Source organism: Vibrio sp. Vb1018 (genome assembly GCF_033338775.1).
Taxonomy (GTDB): Bacteria; Pseudomonadota; Gammaproteobacteria; order Enterobacterales; family Vibrionaceae; genus Vibrio; species Vibrio alginolyticus.
This window is the reverse complement of sequence record NZ_JAWOTI010000014.1, coordinates 29,957-49,056: the sequence shown is the minus strand read 5'-3', so window position 1 is coordinate 49,056 and position 19,100 is coordinate 29,957. Positions and strand designations below refer to the sequence as shown.

Genomic DNA, 19,100 nt, shown 5'->3' with positions numbered 1-19,100 from the left:
GAAGAGAAACAAAAGCCAGAGCAAATGCTCTGGCTTTTTAGTATTTTGTTTAAGACTTACAAACTAGGATTCAAAAATAACCGTCGCCACAGCGTAATGACGCTCATCGGAAATGGACAGGTGAATGTGGTTAACGCCCATCGCATCCGCTATTTGCTTGGCTGTGCCCGTCAATGCGAGCACTGGTTTTCCAAGCGCATCGTTCGAGATGGAAAAATCGTGAAACGTGACCCCTTTTGCTATCCCTGTTCCCAATGCTTTTGAGGCCGCTTCTTTGACTGCAAAGCGCTTAGCAAGATAACGGCCTTGCAGCTTAAGCTGTGAGAATTTGGCCATTTCTTCTTCTGAAAGAATCCGCTGAGCAAAAGGTTCACCACTACGAGCTAACGCTTTTTCAATACGCTCAATTTCTGCAATGTCGGTCCCTAACCCTATAATCGCCATCTAGATAGCCCTATGACTGGCGAGCCTCAATCATCAGTGCTTTCATGTCAGCAACCGCTTTATTTAAACCATCAAATACTGCGCGACCAATGATTGAGTGACCAATGTTGAGTTCGTAAATTTCTGGTAATGCAGCAATTGGTGCGACATTGTGATAAGTCAGGCCATGCCCGGCATTAACAATAATACCTAGATCATGTGCATAACTCGCACCAGCGGCAATCTTCTTCAGTTCAGCTTGCTGTTCGTCTTCTGTCGTCGCATCTGCATAGTGGCCAGTATGTAGCTCAATAAACGGAGCGCCACACTTTTTCGCAGCTTCAATCTGTTGACGGTCAGCATCAATAAATAGCGAAACTTTAATGCCTGCATCTGTCAGCTTTTTCGTCGCAGCTTTAATTTTTTCTAGCTGCCCTACTACATCTAAGCCACCTTCCGTCGTCAGTTCTTCACGCTTTTCAGGCACTAAACACACAAACTCTGGTTTAGTTTGCAGCGCAATATCAACCATTTCGTCAGTCACTGCCATCTCTAGATTCATACGCGTTTGAATGGTTTCACGCAGAATACGTACATCACGATCCAAAATATGGCGACGGTCTTCACGTAAGTGGATAGTGATACCGTCCGCGCCTGCACGCTCAGCAATTTCAGCAGCGTGAACAGGATCTGGGTATTTTGTACCACGTGCATTACGTAGAGTGGCAATATGGTCGATATTGACGCCTAAATAAATTGAGCTCATTTTCCGTTACTCCGTGCTCTGGGGGTCTGAATGAAAAATTCACGACTTTTTAAAGGTTTGCCGCCAAGATACGGCTTTAAGGCTATACGTGTAAAGCGTTTTGCCGCTTTTAGCTGCTCTTTAGTGACGAACCGCCGCTCACTGATAGCAATCAGTTCATTCCCTAAAAACGTGAGGTTATCGCGCCTAACCGAAGCAATAAACCCTTTCTGTTCCCGGTAACGATAGGTCATTTCTGGATCGACGGGCTCGCCGGTACCTGCACAATGCAAAAAATCCACGCCATACCCCATCGCAGACAGCAAGGCTAACTCAAAACGACGCAGTGCAGGCTCAGGGTTCTCGTTGTGCGCCAACTCGGTTAACGCATGCAAATAATCATGAAATAGTGCTGGCATCGGCACTTCAGCCATCAAAATACGGCCAATCAGTTCATTGACGTACATGGCTGAGTAGAGATTAATGCCCGTTAACGGCAAACCTAGACTTATCGGCTCGGCTTGACGCAAAGTTTTCATTGAGCCTTTCCCCGACCATTTAAGTAATAGCGGGGTAAAAGGTTGCAATGCGCCTTTTAAGTTCGAACGCTTACTGCGCGCGCCTTTGGCCATTAAAGTCATTCGGCCATATTCCTCACTAAATACATCAAGGATTAAGCTCGATTCACTGTAAGGGCGTCGGTGCAATACAAAACAGCGCTGTAAACCTTCGGAAGACAGATTACTCATCTAAGTCATTGTGCCTAAAAAGTGTGAAATAAAAAATAAGGAGCCAAGCGGCTCCTTATTTTAATCGATACTGATTTTTCATCGATGTTGGAGCGAAGCACCTTCGCAGCCAAGATTATAAATCGTCTATATAACCCAACGATCGCAACGCTCGTTCGTCGTCTGCCCAGCCAGATTTCACTTTTACCCAAGTTTCTAGGTAAACCTTACGACCGAACAATTCTTCCATATCTAAACGCGCTTCGCGACCAATGGTTTTAATCTTCTCGCCGCCTTTGCCAATCACCATTTTCTTCTGGCCATTACGCTCAACAAGAATCAAGGCATTGATGTGGAAACCGTCGGTTTCTGGGTTGTAATCAAAACGTTCAATCTCAACCGTTACTGAGTATGGCAGCTCTTCACCAGTAAAGCGCATCAGCTTTTCACGCACAATCTCAGACGCCATAAAACGCTGAGAACGGTCAGTCACGTATTCTTCTGGGAAGTGATGCGTTGCTTTAGGTAAGTGATTACGCACGTGCTTACGCAGTACGTCAATGTTCTTACCTTGCTTGGCAGAGATTGGCACAACATCCACGAAGTCCATCTTCTTAGACATCTCCGCCATGTGTAGCATCACGTCGTTACGATCTTGTACGTTGTCGACTTTGTTTACACAAAGCACAACTGGGAAGTTCGATTTTTGAAGTTTGGTCAGCACCATCTCATCATCTTTAGTCCAATGCGTACCATCGACTAAGAAGAACACAAGGTTTACATCACTCAATGACGAGTTAGCTGCACGGTTCATCAAACGGTTGATCGCACGCTTTTCTTCAATGTGAAGTCCAGGCGTGTCGACGTAAATCGCTTGGTAATCGCCGTCCGTATCCACACCCATAATACGGTGGCGTGTCGTTTGCGGCTTACGAGAGGTGATCGAAATCTTCTGACCCAAAATCTTGTTCAAAAGTGTCGACTTACCTACGTTTGGACGACCAACAATAGCAATAAAGCCACAGTGTTGGTTTTCTGGCGAGCTTGGCTCACCCTGTGATGCGAAAAACGCATCGATATCGAATTCGTTATCAGCCATTTGTTAATTGCTCAAGTGCTGTTTCAGCAGCCGCTTGTTCTGCCTTGCGGCGGCTGGTGCCTTTACCGATTACAGGCTTATCCACACCTGCTACTTCACACTCAACCGTGAACTCTTGGTTGTGCGCTTCACCTTTAATATTAGTCACTGTGTAGACAGGCAGCGGTTTTCTTCTGCCTTGTAGGAACTCTTGTAGGCGAGTTTTCGGATCTTTCTGTGAAACGCCTGGTTTAATGGCTTCAAGGCGTGACTGATACCAACTCAGTACAATGCCTCGCACAACTTCAAGATCACTGTCTAGGTAAATTGCGCCAATAATGGCTTCAACCGCATCGGCTAAAATAGAGTCTCGGCGAAAACCGCCACTCTTCAATTCACCTGGACCTAATTTTAAATAATCTCCTAGATCGAATTCACGACCCAGTTCCGCCAATGTATGTCCGCGAACCAAAGTAGCACGCATGCGGCTCATGTCACCTTCGTTCACTTTTGGGAAACGATGGTACAGATCATCAGCGATGACAAAACTTAAAATTGAATCGCCCAGAAACTCAAGACGTTCATTGTGCTTACTGTTGGCGCTGCGGTGCGTCAGCGCCAAATTGATAAGCCCGGCATCTTGAAACTGGTAGCCGAGCTTTCTCTCTAGTTTATCAATTGGAGAATTCATACTCTCTCGATATTTGAATGGTTAGTGAATGCCACCGATGCGGTTAAAACGCACACCAGTTGGAATCCATGAAGGTAGAACACTATCTGCGCCACGATCAAACTCGAAGCTGATCCAGATCGCGACAGCTTTACCGACTAAGTTTGCTTCTGGAACAAAGCCCCAGTAACGGCTGTCAGCACTGTTGTCACGGTTATCACCCATCACAAAATACTGACCTTGTGGTACAACCCACTCTGTCGTTCCGCTGCGTGGGAAATATTGCTCCACGCGGTTACGCACAAGAGGGTTAACCAAAATATTGTGCTCAACGTTACCCAATTTTTCATCCAGTTGGATCATTGGAATACCGTTCGAGCTAAACTGACTTTCTTCAACATTGCTCAGTTTAACTGGCTTACATGCCGATTCGCCTAGGCTTTGCACGCAAAGCTGCTTATCACTTGAATAACGCACGATATCACCAGGTAAACCAACTACACGCTTAATGTAGTCCACACTTGGTTGTGGTGGGTATTTGAATACCACGATATCACCACGCTCAGGCTTACCAGTTTCCACTAGCTGAGTACGCCATACTGGGTCTTTTAGACCGTACGCGTACTTCTCAACTAAAATGAAATCGCCAACTAGCAAGGTAGGCATCATTGAGCCTGATGGGATTTGAAATGGTTCGTAGATAAAAGAACGTAATACTAAAACGAACGCGATCACAGGAAAAATAGAGACGCTATTTTCAACCCACCAAGGCTGACGCTCTACTTTTTGCAAGGTCACTGCATCCAAACCATTAGACGTCTGAGCTTGAATCTCAGCCAGTTTTTCCTGACGCTTTTTCGCGAAAACCAGCTTTTCCAATAGCCAAACCACGCCAGTTACCAAAGTCGCAATAACCAACATCAGTGAGAATGTATTCGCCATTAAATTCCCTTATCTAAAAATACGAAAGTGAAAGAGCCGAAACCCTTTCACTTATTTTAATATCTAACGTCTTAAGACCGACAAGTGTGAGACAAAGTTCAACTTTAGTCTTTACCTACGTGAAGGATGGCTAGGAACGCTTCTTGAGGCAGCTCAACGTTACCGATCTGCTTCATGCGTTTCTTACCTTCTTTCTGTTTCTTCAGAAGTTTCTTCTTACGACTTACGTCACCGCCGTAACATTTCGCAATAACGTTCTTACGCAACTGTTTTACCGTTGAACGAGCGATAATGTGGTTACCAATTGCCGCTTGGATTGCGATATCAAACATTTGGCGAGGGATGAATTCTTTCATCTTCTCTACCAACTGACGACCGCGAGTCTGAGACTGATCTTTGTGTGTAATCATCGCCAATGCATCAACAGTATCACCGTTAAGAAGAACGTCTACACGTACCATGTTCGAAGCTTCAAAACGCTGGAAGTTGTAATCCAAAGATGCGTAACCGCGTGATGTTGATTTCAGACGATCGAAGAAATCCAGTACCACTTCAGCCATTGGAATATCGTAAGTCACAGCGACTTGGTTACCGTGGTAAACCATATCAACTTGACTGCCTCGCTTTTCAACACACAGGGTGATTACGTTACCGAGGTACTCTGAAGGCACAAGGATATTACAACGTGCAATCGGTTCACGAATTTCTTCAATATCATTGATCGCTGGTAGTTTTGCTGGGCTATCAACATACAGCAGATCGCCATCCGTCTTCTCAACTTCGTAAACTACCGTTGGTGCTGTGGTGATAAGATCCAAGTCGTATTCACGCTCTAGACGCTCTTGGATGATTTCCATGTGCAACATGCCAAGGAAACCACAACGGAAACCAAAGCCAAGTGCCGCAGAGTTTTCTGGCTCGTAGAATAGCGATGCGTCGTTAAGGCTTAGTTTGCCTAGTGCGTCACGGAAGTTCTCGTAATCGTCAGAAGATACAGGGAACAGACCTGCGTAAACCTGAGGTTTAACTTTCTTAAAGCCTGGTAGCGGTTTATCACAACCATTCTTCGCTAGAGTCAGCGTATCACCAACAGGAGCACCAAGAATGTCTTTGATGCCACAAACAACCCAACCTACTTCACCAGTACGAAGGGTATCGGTATCTACTTGTTTTGGCGTAAAGATACCAAGGCGGTCTACACCCCAAACTTGGCCCGTACTCATCACTTTGATCTTATCGTTCTTCTTCAGTTCGCCGTTTTTAATACGCACTAGAGAAACAACGCCAAGGTAGTTATCAAACCATGAGTCAATGATCAGCGCTTGTAGTGGCGCATCTGGATCACCTTCCGGTGCTGGAATCGCTGACACAATGTTCTCTAGAACGTCGTCAACACCGATGCCTGTCTTCGCAGAACAGCGAGTTGCTTCCATTGCATCGATACCAACGATTTCTTCAATTTCTTCCGCTACACGCTCAGGATCAGCTGCAGGTAGGTCAATCTTGTTTAAGATTGGCACAACCTCTAGATCCATTTCGATCGCGGTGTAACAGTTAGCCAGTGTTTGAGCCTCAACACCTTGACCCGCATCCACAACCAATAGCGCACCTTCACAAGCCGCTAGAGAACGTGATACTTCATATGCAAAGTCAACGTGCCCCGGAGTATCGATGAAGTTCAGCTGATACGTCTCACCGTCTTTAGCGGTGTAGTTTAGCGTCACACTCTGAGATTTGATGGTGATGCCACGCTCACGTTCAAGATCCATAGAATCCAGAACCTGTGCGGCCATTTCACGATCGGTTAACCCGCCACAAACTTGGATTAGACGGTCTGATAGGGTCGACTTACCATGGTCGATGTGGGCGATAATCGAAAAGTTACGAATGTGCTTCATAGATTTAGGGTGACTAACTCTTTACAAATAGGGACAGTAAGAAACGCCATCTACTGACGGCATTTCAATCAAGTTGGCAGATTCTACCGAATTTCGTTAACGGGCGCACGTAATTTAAAGTACATACCCAAATAACCTTTAGTGGAGGGGGACAGCACTTACTGGATTGGCTCTCCAAGTACCCGAACGAGGGTAACTTGGCGCTTGGATTCATCTTCTAACGGACGAGAAACACGTTTTGCGATCCACATTCCACCAGCGGCAAACAATACCGATGCCAATATGATGATGCCTTCCCCGCCGGCTGTCAGCGGCGCTAATAGGAAGTGACCAAACATCGCACCGATAATCAAACCAAACAATGGCAGTAAATAAACCGCCATTGCTGATTTTATTAGGCTCGACTCAGGAAAACCAATCTCGACGACTTGACCTATTTTCACCGATTTATCCGTGCGCAGGTGCCAAGATAAACTCTTGTTACCAATGGCTTTAGTAACAACGCCCGTTCCACAGCTTTTCTGTGAAGAGCAACTACTGCAACTGGTCTGCTGTTCGCAACTTAAATCAATTTCGTATTGCTTGCCGCGACGATGCACGTCTGTCACGGTAGCCAACGCGGTCATCATTGTTATTTACTCTTTGTTACATTAAATGTGACAGATTGGGCTATACGCTGTGCTGTGGTCGGTGGAATGTCTCCTACAACAGAGATTTCATGTTGACCGCTCACAAAACTGTGTAGCGTTCTTCTGCCTTGGCGAACCAACTGCCCTTTTAACGAATGCTCATCCTTGTTTGCTACGTAAACAGAGAAGCTAAACAGACCATCAGAATACAGCTGGCTCTCCACCATTTGGTTAGTAACGGCCATACGATAGCGGTTGAGCTCGTTCGGCTCGAAACCCTCAGGGATCCAACCAACCTGCCAATTACTGGTCCCAATATCGCCTTTTGGCATGGTGAGAACAGCAGGTAATTGAACATCTTGCAGGCCACTCATTAACTCTGCGATTTTTGGGTTTACCGTGTAAGAAATAGTGCGATATTGTTCAAGCATTTCACCATCGCGGTCCACAAGGTCGGCACGTAACGGCAATTTACTCTTTTCATCGATCCATAGTACGTATGAATAGCGCAGACCGTCTTTAGGAACAATACGCAGCACTTGTGTTGCCACACCAGCTTCACGAGCTCTACCCACTTTTACATAGTCGTAATACAAGTTTAGCTCATCGATATTGGTGTTGAGCATAGGCATAGTCGGAGCGACCATTTTACCTGACTCGATGGTGAACGGTTCTAAACCCGTTTCGATATAACTTACTTCAGTTCCGCGACGAATCACTTCACGCACTGGGCCACTTAAGTAGACAAGATGAGCATATTGATCGTCACCATGCGTGGCATGACGATACAGCAACGGCTCAATGCTGTTCTTTTTGATAAGGATATAAGAGAGTTCGTAACTTAAATTCTTACTCGCCTCGCTCATTTGATGCAATAAAGCCTCCGCTGGCTTATCACCAGCAAAGGCTTGAGAAGACATCATACTGAACAGAGCGCAAGCGCTGATCAGAAATTTTTTCATTCAATATCCGGATTCAGATTTGCATCTTGTTGAGATGCATCACTGTTAATTCGTAACTGCAATTCGTAGTCTCGCAGCATAGCATGAACACGCTTGCGCTGCTCTTGCATATTTGCCTCGCCTACAGAACGTTCTACAGACTCACGAGTCAAACTCACTGGTTCTGCGCTGCCAGCAAACGGAACCGTCTGCAATACAGGTAATTGATCTGTTTGCGGCGACATTGAATCGCTACCACCGTACTGCTGTACACCTAAAATAACAACAAGCGATACACATGCAGCAACAGCAACTTGACCAAACTGCGTCAACCAACCTGGCAACTGACGTTTTGCTTTTTGCGGTTCTGGTTGCGACTCTTTTGGCGTATCCGCAATTGAGATAACATTTGCACTGTGCGAATCAAACGCACGGTGTGCAGGTTCATCTTCTAACGCTAACGCCACGCTTTCAGCAATATTCCACTCAGGTTTTGCTGGCGCTTCGCCTCGCATCACATCACCAATCAGGTGATAGTTCTGCCAAGCATCACGGCTCTCTTGGTCTTGCTCTAACTCTTGAATTAAAGCCTTATCGACCAATTCTCCATCCATGAGAGCTGAAAGTTTTTCTTTGTCAGCCATTATTTTCACCATAGTTATTACTTGTACTAGCGTTGCAAAAGAGGTCTGATTTTCTTTTCCACCGCCTCACGAGCACGGAAGATACGCGATCGTACCGTTCCTACCGGGCAATCCATCACTTCTGCAATTTCTTCATAACTCAAGCCATCGAGCTCTCGTAATGTCATTGCGGTTTTTAAATCTTCAGGTAAAGCTTCGATTGCACTGAACACCACCCGTTGCAATTCTTTGGACAACGTTAAGTTCTCAGGGTTCGATATTTCTTTAAGTGCACTACCTGTTTCGTAAAATTCAGCATCTTCAGCATCGACATCTGTCGCTGGAGGTCTACGCCCTTGAGCAACAATGTGATTTTTCGCAGTATTCACTGCAATGCGATACAGCCACGTATAAAACGCACTTTCCCCACGAAAGCTAGGGATAGCTCGGTAAGCTTTAATAAACGCTTCTTGTGCTACATCTGGTACATCGCCAGGATTACTAACGTATCTGGAAATAAGATTACATACCTTATTCTGGTACTTTGTTACCAACAGGTTGAATGCTTGCTTATCGCCATTCTGAACTCGCTCAATCAATACTTGATCGGTCAGCTGCTCGTTCATTCGAGCGGATACTCCTATTTGTTATGCCCCTACTCTTCTCAGATATGGGTACTAATTATGCAAAACGTAGTATTGACACCACTGCTTACTTGAGCACTATTGTGACCCTAACGTGAATGAGAAAGTTCCATGGTTTCTCAAGTTTTTTGTCATTGTTTTTTCACAGTGTGATGTCTGTACCCAAATGACCACCGCTGCCTGACTTTAGTCTAAGTTTGACAAGCGAGCATCTTGGAGGGAAATGGGTATAATGAATGATCTCTGTCCCAGATTGTGCTGGGTCGAGCATGGAAAAGCAATGGCATTGACAAACTATTACTTTTCATTTGCATGGCTAATGGCTATCTGAACACCGCGTTACAAATTATAACTTAGGAAGCATGCTCATGCTCTGCATGAAAAAGAAGAGTGGCTCAGTCACCGCCGTAACACGGACGTCGATAGGTCTCCCAACTTAGCCCTTAGCGACAGATGTCGCGATAATGGAATGCACATGGTGTGCAAATAATACACAAGGTAACTTTGTTACCTTAGCTTGGGATTATAAAAGTTATATGAACACAAATCGTGAACATGAGTGTGATGTATTAGTGGTAGGGAGTGGCGCGGCAGGTTTGTCGTTGGCTTTGCGCGTTGCTAACCACTGTAAGGTGATGGTGCTGAGTAAAGGACCACGCAGCGAAGGGGCAACCTACTATGCTCAAGGCGGTATCGCTGCCGTATTTGATGAGTCAGACACCATTGATTCACACGTTGAAGACACGCAAATCGCCGGGGATGGTATTTGCGATGAGGAGACCGTAAGGTTCATTGCTGAGCATTCAAAAGAGTGTGTACAGTGGTTGATTGACGGTGGTGTCCCATTTGATCGTGAAGAAGATGACTCTGACGATGAACCTCGCTACCACTTAACTCGTGAAGGTGGTCATAGCCGTCGTCGTATTCTTCACGCGGCAGATGCGACAGGTATGGCGATGCAAACCTCCCTGCAAGATAACGCTCATAACCATCCAAACATTCATGTTCTCGAACGTCACAATGCTCTGGACTTAATCACCGAAGACAAAATTGGCGGTGATAAAAACAAAGTTATCGGTGCTTATATTTGGAACCGCAACGAAGAGCATGTCGAAACCGTGCGAGCCAAATTTGTGGTTCTCGCTACAGGTGGTGCTTCAAAGGTTTATCAATACACCTCTAACCCAGATGTGTCGTCTGGTGATGGTATTGCGATTGCTTGGCGTGCAGGGTGTCGTGTGGCGAATATGGAATTTAACCAGTTCCACCCTACGTGTTTATATCACCCAGAAGCACGTAACTTCTTGCTGACTGAAGCGTTGCGTGGCGAAGGTGCTTACCTGCGTCGTCCAGATGGCTCTCGCTTTATGCCGGATTTCGATGAACGTAAAGAGCTTGCTCCGCGTGACGTCGTGGCTCGTGCTATCGACTTCGAAATGAAGCGTTTAGGTGCCGACTGTATGTATCTCGACATCAGCCATAAGCCTGCTGACTTTATTACGAAACACTTCCCAACCATTTATTCACGTTTGATGGACTTGGGCATTGACATGACTAAAGAGCCAATCCCAATCGTACCTGCTGCACACTACACTTGTGGCGGTGTCATGGTGGATAGAAATGGCTGCACCGATCTGAAAAATTTGTATGCGATTGGTGAAGTTAGCTACACCGGCCTGCACGGTGCTAACCGCATGGCATCAAACTCACTTCTCGAATGCGTGGTTTATGCTTGGTCTGCGGCAAAAGATATTCTAAAACATCACACTAACGTTGAGCTACCCTCACAGGTGCCATGTTGGGATGAAAGTAAAGTAACCAATAGTGATGAAGAAGTGATCATTCAGCACAACTGGCACGAGCTTCGTCTGTTTATGTGGGACTACATGGGCATTGTGCGAACTGACAAGCGTTTAGAGCGCGCCTTACGCCGTATCCAACTGTTGCAACAAGAAACACACGAGTACTACAGCAATTTCCGAGTGTCGAACAACTTATTAGAACTGCGTAACCTTTTACAAGTAGCAGAGTTGATGGTTCGTTGTGCGATGCAGCGTAAAGAGAGTCGAGGTTTGCACTACACGCTTGACTATCCGAACCAACTGGAAAACAGCGGACCAACGATTTTGGTTCCAGCTAAACAGCTTTAACTTTACCAATTAAACTATTACATCAGCAGGGAGCATTAGCTCCCTGTTTCATTTCCCATTGGCGTAATACCAAAGATAATTGACGATACTGCTCATCGTCACAGCTATCACGCCAAATCGTAACACTACGGCCAGATTGCAATTGGAATGTTATCTTGAATGGTGATGCCGATGTATCAACTCGCTGTAAATGACCCTTTTCGGACTCAATATCTTCCGAGTATTCGCCATACTCAAGGGCATCAAACCTAACCGAGCCATCGCAGTGCACATACCAATGCCCATGACTTGTAGGTTGAACAAGGCCTTGGCTTGAGAGAGCCTTAACAATCAGTAATAACAAATAAGTCGATAATACGAGCGGAATGCTAGAGAAGATAACAGCCCAAGTCATCAATAAGAAAAGTACAACATTGAAGACTCGGGCAGTCAGAGAGGGAGAAGCAGTAAAATTAACGAACTTTGCTGAGGTTATGGGCGACAATTTTATCAACCATTGCTGCATGACCTAAATTTTCGCTACGGCCATGCCCCATTACCCAAGTAAACAGATCAGGATCATCGCATTCAAGTAAAGAAACAAAGTCACGCTGCTCTTGTTCACTCAGAGTATCAAAGCACTCTTCAAAAAACGGCATAATTACTACGTCAAGCTCAAGCATGCCTCGACGACAAGCCCATTTAATACGCGCTTTTTCTTCCGGAGTGTACATTCACTATTCCTTCATAGATGTCTTGTTGTTAGTGCGGAGTGTAACAAGGGATGTGCTACGTCACTAGTGTGCGGGTCACAATACGATAGTGAAAGCAGACAAATGTTGATTCGTAAATCGCTCCCCTAGTATCTCAAGGTTATTTGGGTATAACATAGCGGAAAAATATCTTCAAAAGGCATTGTAATTATGGAATGGCAAACTCGTTTTTCAGCATTACCTCTCTCAACTCAAGACGCACTTCCAGAGTTATCTATCTCACTGCTGGATAACTTCGGCATGATCACCATGATCGGTGATGATAAAAAATCATACTTACAAGGTCAGGTTACCTGCGATGTTGTTTCTTTAGAACAAGACCAATCAACACTGGGCGCACATTGTGATGCGAAAGGAAAAGTGTGGAGCGTGTTCCGCCTTTTCCATCATCATGATGGCTACGGCATGATCCAACCAAAATCGGCGATTGACGTAGAACTTAATGAAATAAAGAAATACGCTATTTTCTCTAAAGTAACGATTGAAGCTTCTGATGACGTTATCTTAGGTGTTGCTGGCGTCAAAGCCGACGAATTCATTTCAACAATGAGCAAGACAACTGGCAGCGTTCGCCCAGTTGACGGTGGCACAGCAGTGCAAGTTGCACAAGATCGCTGGTTACTGATATTAAGTGCGCCAGAAGCACAGCAAATCGTTGAAACTACCGACGCTGTCTTTACGACAAATGAGCTTTGGAATCGTTTCGATATTGAGGCAGGTTTACCATTTGTCTCTGCATCCGCGCAGAATGCTCACATTCCACAAGCACTTAACGTACAAGCTTTAGGAGGCATAAGCTTCACAAAGGGCTGCTACACGGGACAAGAAACGGTAGCACGAGCGAAGTATCGCGGTACCAATAAACGTGCGATGTATATCGTAAAAGGTGCAACTTCTGCTCCATTCAGTGACGAACCAATTGAGCTCGAACGCAGCGTAGGTGAAAACTGGCGTTCAGTAGGTGCTTTATTAAATCACTACCAGTTCAGTGACAATCACGCGATTGGCCTGATCGTGCTGCCTAATAATCTCGATGAGGACACTCGTCTTCGTTTGGTTGCGCAACCAGAATGTGAATGGACAATCGAATCACTGCCTTACAGTCTTGATGATGAGTAATACAATCAATACTCCTTTGATGCAATTTCTCACAGACCAACACATTCCGTTTCGTCTGTTACCGCATCAAAGACCAGCAACCACCATTGAGGATGCCGCGCACCAACGCGGCATTCGCCCCTCTCAAATGGTGAAAGCAATCTTGCTACGAGACATGGGTAATCAATATGCACTCGCCTGTGCGCCAGGTGATCGTAGCGTTGATCCCAAAAAAGTGCGCTCGTTACTGAAATGTCGCCGGATGACTTGTGTTGATCAAGCCGATGTTGAGTCCATCACTGGTTACAAAATTGGTACTGTCACTCCTCTGCTACTAAAACGTCATATGCCAATCGTGTTCGACCCTAGCTTACTAGAAGAACAGGAAGTCACGATCAGCAGTGGCGATCGCATGGCTGGACTGGCGCTTTCTATCCAAGATCTTATCCAATTGTGTCAGCCGACCGTAGCTGAGATCTGTCGTTAATCGTCTAAAAACAATGTAATGACACGTAGTGTTTCTATCACTGCGTGATCTCGCTCATATCTACAAAAATAGACATGAGAATTTTTAATCACATATAAAACATAAATAGTCACAAAGATAAAACTCGTATATGCTGAATTTGTTGGTTAAGTTTCAAACAAGCACTTAACCAATATAAAGTGAGTCAGCTAGCTGAGTGACAGCATTCATGCAGTTAGTTATCCACTTTTGTGTAATGCATCTGTGACTATTCGCCCGCTGAAGCGGGCTTTTTTTTACGTGGAACTTTTTCTCTTTCATTTCCTCTAATCGTTAGAACGCAAAGTGTGTTGCGCGAGGCACGACCTTAATAGAAACAACTAGCAAACAACCGTTTTCGTTCTATTCTTAATTCTGTAACAAAACTATTGCTTAATGCGTCACGTAAAAAGGAGTGTATTGGCGTAAGGGTTCCTTTAGAGAGGTTATTTTTGGGGTAATCCTCACGCTATTTAAGAGATGACACTGTCAAATTGTCTAAGACAACACAATTCTCTGACGCAACATCCTACATCTGTATTTAATACTATTGCTGTCACAATAATTTTCGCGTCCAGAACGTAGAATACCTAGGCTAGGTTAGATAAAAGGAAAGTAAATATGAGACTGTTTAAGCGCTATACACCAAGTATGATTGCTAAACATATAAGTCGTCTTTTTAAAGGAAGAATTTATATTTACGGGGTCGGTAGATTCGAGTTTGATAACGGTAAGTTAATACTGCCGGAGAAAGCAGAGCAACGCCATTTCCGAGCGGTCAAAGAGATCAATCAAGAAATAATGAAACTCCGATGCGCATATGCTTAGCAAAATGTTGATAAAACAAAGGCTGGATTAACCAGCCTTTTGTGTATTTGAAGTTTGCTTTGCACTTACTGACGCGCCAGATCCGGCAAGTGTCCCTTTAAACCAAGCGCGCGCTTCATGATCTCATCTTTCGCTCCCGGCAGTTGCCCCGCTAAACTCAAGCCAATGCCACGAACAAGCTTTTTAGCAGGGTTCTCGCCAGAGAACAAATCTCGAAACCCTTGCATAGTAGCGATCATCTTTGCCGCTTCCGCTTTTCGCCAACGCTCGTAGCTTCTTAGGTTGCGTTTACTGCCGATATCTTGCCCCTGCTTCCAAAGTGCTAACACCTCTTGAGCAAGACTGGCCGCATCTAATAAACCTAAATTCACACCCTGCCCCGCTAATGGGTGAATGGTATGGGCCGCATCACCAACCAGCGCGACTCGCTCGACGACAAAATCTCGCGCATAGCGCATTTTCAAAGGAAACGCAGCACGCTCTCCCACTACTTCACATAGACCAAGTCGAGCATCAAACTCACTCGTCAACGCTTTATTGAAATCATGTTCACTCATCGCCACTAACTGCTCTGCTCGATTTGGCTCCGTGGACCAAACAATAGAGCACATATCTGGTTGCGACATTGGCAAAAATGCCAACGGTCCGTGAGGAGTAAATATCTGGCGCGCAATGCTGTTGTGTGGCATAGCAGTTTTGACATTCGCGACCAAAGCATGATGACCATAGTCCCAATGCGTTAATGGAATATCCATTTGATGGCGAAGCCACGAATTCGCCCCATCGGCTCCGACCACTAATTTAGCGGTCATGGCTTGGCCATTATCGAGCGTCAGCCAGCTTTCTTGCTCACCGACCGCGAGAGTCGCGCAACGTGCGGGCATAAACATCGTGACGTTATCGAGCTTTTGGACTTGTTCAAGCAGCGCAAGTTGAATCACACGATTCTCAACAATATGCCCTAAATCAGGTTGTGCCATACTTTGTGCATTAAATTCAATGCTGGCAAAGCTATCTTGTTCCCATACTTCCATGCCATGGTAAGGTGAAGCTCGGCGCTGTTCTATGCCCTGCCAAGCACCAAGTTTACGCAAAATCGTCTCACTAGAGCGGCTCAGCGCAGACACACGAACATCGGGTAATTCTTTCAACGAATCATCTGGCACTTTACCTTCAATAACGGCGACACGCAGATCACTGTCTTTGAACGCGGCAGCAAGTGCCAACCCAACCATCCCTCCGCCGATGATGGCGATATCTACACTTTGCATCATTGCTTTTTATTACCTAATTCAGTGCGGCCGTTCATCGTTTTACCAAGCCAAGTGTATGGCGTAGTAGCGGCTGCTTAAAAATAGAAAGGTTATCCATCGCTGCTAAGGCAGTATTTCGGCCAATTCGCATCGCGGGTAAATCATTTGAAAAAACATGCACTAAGGCACTGGTTAGCCAAATAGTTTCGCTTCGATCTGCTTCTCTACGTTGACTAAAGCGCATCAGGCCTTGATAAAGACCCACATCCTCACTTTGCTGCACAATTTCTTCTGCTAGTGAGACTACATCGCGAATACCGAGATTAAAGCCTTGTCCAGCTATCGGGTGCAGCGTTTGCGCCGCATTTCCAACAATCGCAAAGCGATGTGAAACATTTTGCTTTCGATGGCGAAGAAGCAATGGGTAACTTGCACGGCGCCCCACTTTTTTCATCGCGCCTAAACGCCAACCAAAATCGTTCTGTAAACGCTGGAGAAATGCTTGATCAGATAACTCAAGAACGGCTTGGGCTTCTTCAGGGTGCAAACACCAAACTAAGGACATTCGATTGTCACTCATTGGCAATAAAGCAACAGGGCCATTCTCAGTAAAACGTTCAAAGGCTCTACCTTGATGAGGTTCTTGAGTCACAATATTGGCAATGACAGCCACTTGTTCAAAATCTTGCTCAGAAAGTTCTAGACCAATTTTCTGACAACAGGTCGAAACAGCACCATCTGCAGCCACCAGCAGTTTTGCTTCAAGTTGCTCACCACTTTTCAACGTCACATGGGTACAGTTTTGCTCGCGCTCGATATCGGTAACGGAGTCAGGACAAAACAGCGTAATTGACTCGCTACTGTCTAATAATTCTTGATATACACGCCCAACATCGGCTAGTTCTACAACATACCCTAGAGCTTCAACCCCGACCTCTTGCTTGGTAATCTCCGTCATCCCAGCATGAGAACGGTCAGAAACGTGGATATGTTCAATGGGGGTGACAAACGGTTCTACTGACGTCCAGAGCTGTAGTTGACGCAACAGATTGACAGTACCGTAAGACAATGCGATTGAGCGAGAGTCAAAACCAGGGTGCATATCTGATTGTGCTTTAAAAGGCTCAACGACGGCAATGCGGAGCTTTCCCTGAGACAAATGGTCAATCGCCAATGCTAACGTTGCACCAGCCATGGCACCACCAGCAATGACTACATCATATTGCTTCATACTAACCTCTGGACGGTCTACGATTAGTGAATAGTAGGTTTTTTGTCGCTGCTTTCAGGACGAACACCAAATTCAGCATGAATCGTTAGTACGCAAGCTTTGATGTGCTCAATCACTTGCTCTAGCAATTGCGCTTGTTCACCAAGATCGTCATCTTCATCGATGCCTAATTTGGCAATCTCTTCTAAGTCAGCCAGTGCTTCTTTAGCGTCATCAGATGCTTTATTAAGCGCAACGCCTGCTAGACCTAACCCAGAAATAAAGTGGTTTACAAAGTCGGACACACTGTCAGCTAATGCGAATAAGCCTTCTTCGCCCGGCTCATCTGGCAATAGTAAAGACAGCTCCATTGACGTGCCAGTAAGCTCATTAACAGTAACGTTGAATATGCTCTGAGCAAAAGTGAGTGCTGTCGAGGGCCACCCCATCCCATCATTGGTGTAGTCAAAAAGAATCGGCTGCCAAGTTTGATCATTGATCGCCAATCCACCACTTAACATGCCAACAAATAAGCCATGTAACTCCGCCGGTGTCACTGCTAGGCTTGCCGATTGCAGTTCAGCAGCAATAGATTGGTATTCAGGAAGGGTGATTTCACTCATAACTTGGCTCATTCTTACGTAATAATGTATTGGTATATCCTACCATCAAGGTTAGTGGTCTGAAACGGCTATCAAATTCAATTTTGGACAGCATTTGTTCAATTTGCCCAATTCCTGTGTGATCTCGTCATCATTTCTCTTTCTGTGATGGGAAATGCTTGAATCTTAATAGCGGTTTTCCTATAGTTTGCTCCTCGGTAGTTGTATGAAGCAACACCTTAGATAGCGCGAATATAGAGTTTATTCATCATGAGCAATCAAGCGATCGACGTTGAAATATTAGGCAAACTTACACGAGTGAATTGTCCGACAGGACAAGAAGAGTCTCTTGTTGCAGCGGCAAAAGATCTGGATCGCCGATTGAAAGAAATGAGCGAACGTACTAAGGTAACCAATGAAATCCAACTGCTGACCTTTGCTGCATTGAATATTTGCTATGAGTTGCACACCAAGTCATACGAATCCAATGGTCAACAGCAAGAAATTACTGAGCGAATGGAAAAGCTCACCGCGTCTTTAGAGAACGCACTAAGCAAAGTTACGCAAGGACAGCAGTAAATACAAAATTTACCCTGGGGTGTGCGTCAGCAGGATTTAAGTCCCTGAGCCGATAAGCAATACCTAAGGGTTAGTATTTGGTAACTATTGAGCAAGCTCGGCATGCACCGAGAAGCCTACGGTTGTCATTGCTGATCCGCCTTGAACCAGCTGGTTCAAGGGCCACAATCCTCAACGGCACCCTGGGGTATTCTCTCTATGTCAGACCTCTCTCGACAAGACTTCCGCAAACTGATTCGTGAAAAGCGCAACGCTCTGTGCAGTGATACACAATACCAAGCGGGAATCGACCTTATTACTCAATTTTCCCAACTTCCTGAAATCGATCAGGCGCAACATATTGCCATCTACCTTTCTGCAGACGGTGAGCTTGATACTAAACCGCTCATTGAATGGTTATGGCAACAGGGAAAATCGGTTTATCTGCCCGTCATCCACCCCTTTTCTAAAGGTCAGTTACTGTTTCTTCAGTATATAAGTGATGAACAGCTCGTCTACAACAAGTACGGCATCTTAGAGCCCAAGCTCGATATCAGACACCTCAAACCCGTTCGCCAGCTTGATTTAATCTGCACGCCTTTAGTTGGGTTCGACAGTATCGGACACCGCTTAGGCATGGGCGGAGGGTACTACGATCGTACTCTGTCACGTTGGTTTATAACTGGAGAGGGAGCTAAACCTGTTGGTATCGCTCATGACTGCCAACATGTAGAACGCTTACCAATTGAAAGCTGGGACATTCCATTACCTAAGATCGTGACCCCAAGCCAAATATGGCAATGGGAAAGTGACAAGTAAGCCG

General features: G+C 45.4%; 22 protein-coding genes and 1 other RNA gene. 7 read left to right on the top strand and 16 right to left on the bottom strand.

Translation table 11 applies throughout. The features are described 5' to 3' along the window. Positions 1 to 63: 63 nt before the first annotated feature. From acpS to rpoE, 11 genes are all read right to left on the bottom strand, one after another. Positions 64 to 444: a holo-ACP synthase gene (gene acpS, locus R7Z10_RS15295; protein WP_012841407.1), complete on the bottom strand. Its 381-nt coding sequence runs from the start codon at positions 442 to 444 to the stop codon at positions 64 to 66. A 10-nt stretch (positions 445 to 454) separates the two neighbouring features. Then, positions 455 to 1,189 carry a pyridoxine 5'-phosphate synthase gene (gene pdxJ, locus R7Z10_RS15290; RefSeq protein ID WP_053304135.1) on the bottom strand — a complete coding sequence of 245 codons (735 nt, stop codon included), beginning with the start codon at positions 1,187 to 1,189 and terminating at the stop codon, positions 455 to 457. Further along, positions 1,186 to 1,917 (bottom strand): DNA repair protein RecO, encoded by a 732-nt coding sequence (gene recO, locus R7Z10_RS15285; RefSeq protein WP_005384578.1) that lies wholly within the window; start codon positions 1,915 to 1,917, stop codon positions 1,186 to 1,188. Before recO ends, pdxJ begins: the two co-directional genes overlap by 4 nt. Positions 1,918 to 2,032: 115 nt before the next feature. After that, positions 2,033 to 2,995, bottom strand: a complete 963-nt coding sequence (era, locus tag R7Z10_RS15280) for a GTPase Era (RefSeq protein WP_005380931.1) — start codon at positions 2,993 to 2,995, stop codon at positions 2,033 to 2,035. After that, positions 2,988 to 3,665: a ribonuclease III gene (gene rnc / locus R7Z10_RS15275; protein ID WP_005380932.1), complete on the bottom strand. Its 678-nt coding sequence runs from the start codon at positions 3,663 to 3,665 to the stop codon at positions 2,988 to 2,990. The genes era and rnc overlap by 8 nt, the downstream gene beginning before the upstream one ends. 21 nt (positions 3,666 to 3,686) lie before the next feature. Continuing rightward, positions 3,687 to 4,586 (bottom strand): signal peptidase I, encoded by a 900-nt coding sequence (gene lepB, locus R7Z10_RS15270; protein WP_042521273.1) that lies wholly within the window; start codon positions 4,584 to 4,586, stop codon positions 3,687 to 3,689. 104 nt (positions 4,587 to 4,690) lie between these two features. Beyond that, positions 4,691 to 6,484 carry a translation elongation factor 4 gene (gene lepA / locus R7Z10_RS15265; RefSeq protein WP_005380934.1) on the bottom strand — a complete coding sequence of 598 codons (1,794 nt, stop codon included), beginning with the start codon at positions 6,482 to 6,484 and terminating at the stop codon, positions 4,691 to 4,693. 158 nt (positions 6,485 to 6,642) lie between these two features. Next, entirely contained in the window at positions 6,643 to 7,113 is a 471-nt protein-coding gene (locus R7Z10_RS15260) for a SoxR reducing system RseC family protein (protein WP_005384575.1), read from the bottom strand. Between the two features lie 2 nt (positions 7,114 to 7,115). Next, positions 7,116 to 8,075, bottom strand: coding sequence for a sigma-E factor regulatory protein RseB (gene rseB / locus R7Z10_RS15255; RefSeq protein WP_005380941.1), 960 nt, complete (start codon positions 8,073 to 8,075; stop codon positions 7,116 to 7,118). Beyond that, complete coding sequence (locus R7Z10_RS15250; protein WP_005380944.1) at positions 8,072 to 8,698, bottom strand: sigma-E factor negative regulatory protein; 627 nt, start codon at positions 8,696 to 8,698, stop codon at positions 8,072 to 8,074. Before R7Z10_RS15250 ends, rseB begins: the two co-directional genes overlap by 4 nt. Positions 8,699 to 8,724: 26 nt before the next feature. Next, the gene (rpoE, locus tag R7Z10_RS15245; protein ID WP_005380946.1) at positions 8,725 to 9,303 is read right to left on the bottom strand and encodes an RNA polymerase sigma factor RpoE; all 579 of its coding nucleotides are present in this window, start codon (positions 9,301 to 9,303) and stop codon (positions 8,725 to 8,727) included. 554 nt (positions 9,304 to 9,857) lie between these two features. Between rpoE and nadB the strand changes: the two genes are divergently transcribed. After that, on the top strand, positions 9,858 to 11,471 hold the full coding sequence (gene nadB, locus R7Z10_RS15240) for an L-aspartate oxidase (RefSeq protein WP_005380947.1): 1,614 nt from the start codon (positions 9,858 to 9,860) through the stop codon (positions 11,469 to 11,471). Positions 11,472 to 11,493: 22 nt separating this feature from the next. Here the strand turns inward: nadB and R7Z10_RS15235 are convergent, their stop codons facing one another. Both R7Z10_RS15235 and R7Z10_RS15230 read right to left on the bottom strand, forming a co-directional pair. Beyond that, positions 11,494 to 11,955, bottom strand: a complete 462-nt coding sequence (locus tag R7Z10_RS15235) for a protein YgfX (protein WP_238939353.1) — start codon at positions 11,953 to 11,955, stop codon at positions 11,494 to 11,496. Continuing rightward, the gene (locus R7Z10_RS15230; RefSeq protein WP_005380951.1) at positions 11,924 to 12,184 is read right to left on the bottom strand and encodes a succinate dehydrogenase assembly factor 2; all 261 of its coding nucleotides are present in this window, start codon (positions 12,182 to 12,184) and stop codon (positions 11,924 to 11,926) included. The genes R7Z10_RS15235 and R7Z10_RS15230 overlap by 32 nt, the downstream gene beginning before the upstream one ends. Before the next feature lie 189 nt (positions 12,185 to 12,373). Between R7Z10_RS15230 and ygfZ the strand changes: the two genes are divergently transcribed. The 3 genes from ygfZ (at position 12,374) to R7Z10_RS15215 (ending at position 14,654) form a co-directional block, all read left to right on the top strand. Then, the gene (ygfZ, locus tag R7Z10_RS15225; RefSeq protein ID WP_054577171.1) at positions 12,374 to 13,342 is read left to right on the top strand and encodes a tRNA-modifying protein YgfZ; all 969 of its coding nucleotides are present in this window, start codon (positions 12,374 to 12,376) and stop codon (positions 13,340 to 13,342) included. Further along, complete coding sequence (locus R7Z10_RS15220; protein ID WP_005384562.1) at positions 13,335 to 13,808, top strand: aminoacyl-tRNA deacylase; 474 nt, start codon at positions 13,335 to 13,337, stop codon at positions 13,806 to 13,808. The genes ygfZ and R7Z10_RS15220 overlap by 8 nt, the downstream gene beginning before the upstream one ends. Positions 13,809 to 14,447: 639 nt before the next feature. Next, entirely contained in the window at positions 14,448 to 14,654 is a 207-nt protein-coding gene (locus R7Z10_RS15215) for a DUF1107 domain-containing protein (protein WP_005380970.1), read from the top strand. A gap of 65 nt (positions 14,655 to 14,719) precedes the next feature. On the opposite strand, the gene R7Z10_RS15210 is transcribed toward R7Z10_RS15215, so the two are convergent. Genes R7Z10_RS15210 through R7Z10_RS15200 form a run of 3 tightly spaced genes read right to left on the bottom strand, consistent with a single transcriptional unit; the run spans position 14,720 to position 17,740 of the window. Then, positions 14,720 to 15,928, bottom strand: coding sequence for an FAD-dependent 2-octaprenylphenol hydroxylase (locus tag R7Z10_RS15210; protein WP_033907445.1), 1,209 nt, complete (start codon positions 15,926 to 15,928; stop codon positions 14,720 to 14,722). A gap of 31 nt (positions 15,929 to 15,959) precedes the next feature. Further along, positions 15,960 to 17,138, bottom strand: coding sequence for a 2-octaprenyl-6-methoxyphenyl hydroxylase (ubiH, locus tag R7Z10_RS15205; RefSeq protein WP_138939845.1), 1,179 nt, complete (start codon positions 17,136 to 17,138; stop codon positions 15,960 to 15,962). A gap of 23 nt (positions 17,139 to 17,161) precedes the next feature. Next, positions 17,162 to 17,740: a YecA family protein gene (locus tag R7Z10_RS15200; protein WP_005380976.1), complete on the bottom strand. Its 579-nt coding sequence runs from the start codon at positions 17,738 to 17,740 to the stop codon at positions 17,162 to 17,164. Between the two features lie 249 nt (positions 17,741 to 17,989). Between R7Z10_RS15200 and R7Z10_RS15195 the strand changes: the two genes are divergently transcribed. The 3 genes from R7Z10_RS15195 to R7Z10_RS15185 all read left to right on the top strand — a co-directional run bounded on the left by R7Z10_RS15195 (position 17,990) and on the right by R7Z10_RS15185 (position 19,096). Then, complete coding sequence (locus tag R7Z10_RS15195) at positions 17,990 to 18,298, top strand: cell division protein ZapA (RefSeq protein WP_005384553.1); 309 nt, start codon at positions 17,990 to 17,992, stop codon at positions 18,296 to 18,298. Between the two features lie 8 nt (positions 18,299 to 18,306). Continuing rightward, a non-coding RNA gene (gene ssrS / locus R7Z10_RS15190) (6S RNA) lies at positions 18,307 to 18,491 on the top strand. Positions 18,492 to 18,496: 5 nt separating this feature from the next. Further along, positions 18,497 to 19,096, top strand: coding sequence for a 5-formyltetrahydrofolate cyclo-ligase (locus R7Z10_RS15185; RefSeq protein WP_005384552.1), 600 nt, complete (start codon positions 18,497 to 18,499; stop codon positions 19,094 to 19,096). Positions 19,097 to 19,100 lie beyond the last annotated feature (4 nt).

Bases quoted from the DNA above. Each gene is read 5' to 3' on its own strand.
- R7Z10_RS15185 (WP_005384552.1), top strand. From the start codon at position 18,497: ATGTCAGACCTCTCTCGACAAGACTTCCGCAAACTGATTCGTGAAAAG.
- rpoE (WP_005380946.1), bottom strand. From the start codon at position 9,303: ATGAACGAGCAGCTGACCGATCAAGTATTGATTGAGCGAGTTCAGAAT.
- pdxJ (WP_053304135.1), bottom strand. From the start codon at position 1,189: ATGAGCTCAATTTATTTAGGCGTCAATATCGACCATATTGCCACTCTA.
- R7Z10_RS15230 (WP_005380951.1), bottom strand. From the start codon at position 12,184: ATGTACACTCCGGAAGAAAAAGCGCGTATTAAATGGGCTTGTCGTCGA.
- era (WP_005380931.1), bottom strand. From the start codon at position 2,995: ATGGCTGATAACGAATTCGATATCGATGCGTTTTTCGCATCACAGGGT.
- rnc (WP_005380932.1), bottom strand. From the start codon at position 3,665: ATGAATTCTCCAATTGATAAACTAGAGAGAAAGCTCGGCTACCAGTTT.
- R7Z10_RS15250 (WP_005380944.1), bottom strand. From the start codon at position 8,698: ATGGCTGACAAAGAAAAACTTTCAGCTCTCATGGATGGAGAATTGGTC.
- R7Z10_RS15260 (WP_005384575.1), bottom strand. From the start codon at position 7,113: ATGATGACCGCGTTGGCTACCGTGACAGACGTGCATCGTCGCGGCAAG.
- R7Z10_RS15220 (WP_005384562.1), top strand. From the start codon at position 13,335: ATGAGTAATACAATCAATACTCCTTTGATGCAATTTCTCACAGACCAA.
- acpS (WP_012841407.1), bottom strand. From the start codon at position 444: ATGGCGATTATAGGGTTAGGGACCGACATTGCAGAAATTGAGCGTATT.
- ubiH (WP_138939845.1), bottom strand. From the start codon at position 17,138: ATGAAGCAATATGATGTAGTCATTGCTGGTGGTGCCATGGCTGGTGCA.
- ygfZ (WP_054577171.1), top strand. From the start codon at position 12,374: ATGGAATGGCAAACTCGTTTTTCAGCATTACCTCTCTCAACTCAAGAC.
- recO (WP_005384578.1), bottom strand. From the start codon at position 1,917: ATGAGTAATCTGTCTTCCGAAGGTTTACAGCGCTGTTTTGTATTGCAC.
- lepB (WP_042521273.1), bottom strand. From the start codon at position 4,586: ATGGCGAATACATTCTCACTGATGTTGGTTATTGCGACTTTGGTAACT.
- R7Z10_RS15200 (WP_005380976.1), bottom strand. From the start codon at position 17,740: ATGAGTGAAATCACCCTTCCTGAATACCAATCTATTGCTGCTGAACTG.
- R7Z10_RS15215 (WP_005380970.1), top strand. From the start codon at position 14,448: ATGAGACTGTTTAAGCGCTATACACCAAGTATGATTGCTAAACATATA.
- rseB (WP_005380941.1), bottom strand. From the start codon at position 8,075: ATGAAAAAATTTCTGATCAGCGCTTGCGCTCTGTTCAGTATGATGTCT.
- R7Z10_RS15210 (WP_033907445.1), bottom strand. From the start codon at position 15,928: ATGATGCAAAGTGTAGATATCGCCATCATCGGCGGAGGGATGGTTGGG.
- nadB (WP_005380947.1), top strand. From the start codon at position 9,858: ATGAACACAAATCGTGAACATGAGTGTGATGTATTAGTGGTAGGGAGT.
- R7Z10_RS15195 (WP_005384553.1), top strand. From the start codon at position 17,990: ATGAGCAATCAAGCGATCGACGTTGAAATATTAGGCAAACTTACACGA.
- lepA (WP_005380934.1), bottom strand. From the start codon at position 6,484: ATGAAGCACATTCGTAACTTTTCGATTATCGCCCACATCGACCATGGT.